This window comes from Streptomyces sp. (assembly GCF_035563135.1).
GTDB lineage: Bacteria > Actinomycetota > Actinomycetes > Streptomycetales > Streptomycetaceae > Streptomyces.
Genome location: NZ_DATMVN010000330.1, coordinates 1 through 2,180, shown reverse-complemented (window position 1 = coordinate 2,180; position 2,180 = coordinate 1). Strand labels below are relative to the sequence as shown.

Genomic DNA, 2,180 nt, shown 5'->3' with positions numbered 1-2,180 from the left:
CCGGCTGTCCGAGCGCGGCCGGCGGCGCGTTGCCCGCGGTTGCGCCCTTCGCGTACTGCGGCGTCGTCAGGTAGACGAACTCGTAGACGCCGTCCGCCGCGAGCTCGTCGGTGATGATGCCCTCGCCGATCCGGATGCCGTTCTTGACGAGCAGTTCCTGGTGCACGGGGAACACGGCCTGCACCACCGGGTTGCCCAGCACCTCGAGCGCCCAGGAGTCCGAGCCGATGATGGCGGGGCGCCGGTCAGCCAGGAAACGCGCCTCGGCCAGGTAGATGCCTGGCTCCTGGGCCACATAGCGCTCCGGCTCGCTCCGGGCGATCTTGTTCCAGCCGGTCCGCAGCAGCACGACGTCGCCGGGGTGGATGTCCCGGATGCCGCCCCGGGTCGCCGCGGCCCTCAGGTCCGAGATCGTGATCCGGTAGTTGTCGCGCAGCACCGGGTCGCCGTCCTTGCTGCGCGACAGCGCGTCGCTGGCTCCTTCGGCGAGCTTCAGGCCCAGCACGTCGAGCAGGATGCCGCGGGTGACGATCGGCCCCATGTGCTCGTTGCCGAGCCTGCTCGTCCCGCTGGGCGTCGCGATGTCCGGGCCCTGGAAGCCGTTGTAGAAGGTCGGCCCGACGCCGATGTGGTTGAGCCCGTCGAGCTGCGTGACGATCTGGTAGGTGTGCCCCTGAGGGAAGCGCTCCTCGTGCACGCTGACCCGGTTGGCACCCAGCGGGTCCGTGCTCTGCAGGATCCCGCCGCCCTCGGTGAAGCCGGCGGGAGGCTGGTACCCGAGGACGGTGAGCCGCTGCTCGTACACCCGCGGCGGCGTGGTCCGGTAAGCCGGGAAACCGTTGGTCATCAGGTCGCCCAGGTTGTACGTCTTCACCGGATGGCCGTCGGCCAGCAGCCGCAGGGCGGAGGCGGTCTTGGCGGCCGTCACCTCGTTGAACGTGCCGCGCTGGTCAGTCGGGCCGTAGCGGGACGGCGCCCAGCCGCCGCCCTCGGCGAGAGCCACGTCGAACATCGCATCGTCGTAGCCACCGCCGCCCATGGCCTCGCTCGGTCCGGCCGCAGCGGCCGGCGACGCGCCGGTCAGACCAGCGACGCCGAGAGCGGCCGCGCCGGCAAGCCCGAGTGCGGAGCGGCGGGACAGGGCGGTGTGGGCCGAGAACAGGTCGGGACGCATGGGTGCTCCTCAGGACGCCGGGGGCCGACCGTACGAGGGCTGGTGTGACGCAGGCAACACTCGTCCCGCACACCCCGACGGCTGGAGTGGACCGACGAGCCGCTGGCCACCTGAACGCCCGGCGAGCGGCGCGGCGTCAGCAACGGCCCACGAAGCCGCCAACGCCCCGATGGAGGAGGTGAGAGCTCCCCCTCACCGCTACGGGGGGGACAGGTGATCGCGGCCGCTCGGACCCACCGCAACTCCGCCCGGTGGCCCGTCGCGCTGGCCGTGGAACTGCGGCAGTCGCAAGCCCTCGGCCTGCGGTGGGCGGACGTCGACCTGGAGAGGGTGCGCTGAGCGTTCGTCGCGGCCTGCACCGCGTCGGCGGACAGGGCCTCGTCCACGAGGAGCCGAGGGCGGACCGCAGCCGCCGGACCGTGGCCCTGCCCGCTCAACTCGTCGCTGCGCTGCGAGCTCACCGGGCAGCCACCTCGAGGAGCGCATCACCGCCGGCCCGTCATGGCAGGACCACGACCTGGTCGTCGCCCAGGCCGACGGTCGGCCGATCGGGAGCATGTCGGACTGGCGCTCGTGGAAGGACCTGCTGCGCGAAGTAGACGTGCGCGAGGTCCGGCTGCACGACGGGCGACACACGGCGGCCACGCTGCTGCTCTCGGAAGGCGTGCACCCCAGGGTCATCATGGAGGTCCTCGGCCACGGACAGATGCGAACGACGACGGACACCTACAGCCACGTGATGCCCGCCCTCGGCCGCGACGCGGCGGACCGCATGGGAAGCGCGCCGTGGGACTGACCTGGCACCGCATCCGCGGCAGTGGCCACCACGCCGGCACCAGAGACGACTCAGGCCGCTCCCCTGAAGGGGAACGGCCTGGTCATCGGGGTGGAGCTGAGGGGACTCGAACCCCTGACCCCCACACTGCCAGTGTGGTGCGCTACCAGCTGCGCCACAGCCCCGTACCCGGCCCGGTCCGTCGTGTCCGAGCCGTGGACGACTCTACAG

Annotated in this window: 3 protein-coding genes and 1 tRNA gene; 2 read left to right on the top strand and 2 right to left on the bottom strand. The window is 72.0% G+C overall.

Annotated features, from left to right (window positions below; all coding sequences use genetic code 11):
* The coding region (locus tag VN520_RS14480; protein ID WP_325747315.1) for a cyclase family protein at nt 1–1,174 on the bottom strand (1,174 nt) is incomplete at its 3' end.
* Nucleotides 1,175–1,387: 213 nt separating this feature from the next.
* Between VN520_RS14480 and VN520_RS14475 the strand changes: the two genes are divergently transcribed.
* Together VN520_RS14475 and VN520_RS14470 are read left to right on the top strand one after the other, a co-directional pair.
* A complete protein-coding gene (locus tag VN520_RS14475) occupies nt 1,388–1,513 on the top strand; it encodes a hypothetical protein (protein WP_325747314.1) in 126 nt (41 codons plus the stop codon).
* A gap of 145 nt (nt 1,514–1,658) precedes the next feature.
* Nucleotides 1,659–1,970: a tyrosine-type recombinase/integrase gene (locus VN520_RS14470; protein ID WP_325747316.1), complete on the top strand. Its 312-nt coding sequence runs from the start codon at nt 1,659–1,661 to the stop codon at nt 1,968–1,970.
* A gap of 91 nt (nt 1,971–2,061) precedes the next feature.
* Here VN520_RS14470 and VN520_RS14465 read toward each other — a convergent pair.
* Nucleotides 2,062–2,134: transfer RNA gene (locus tag VN520_RS14465), tRNA-Ala, on the bottom strand.
* Nucleotides 2,135–2,180: the final 46 nt, after the last annotated feature.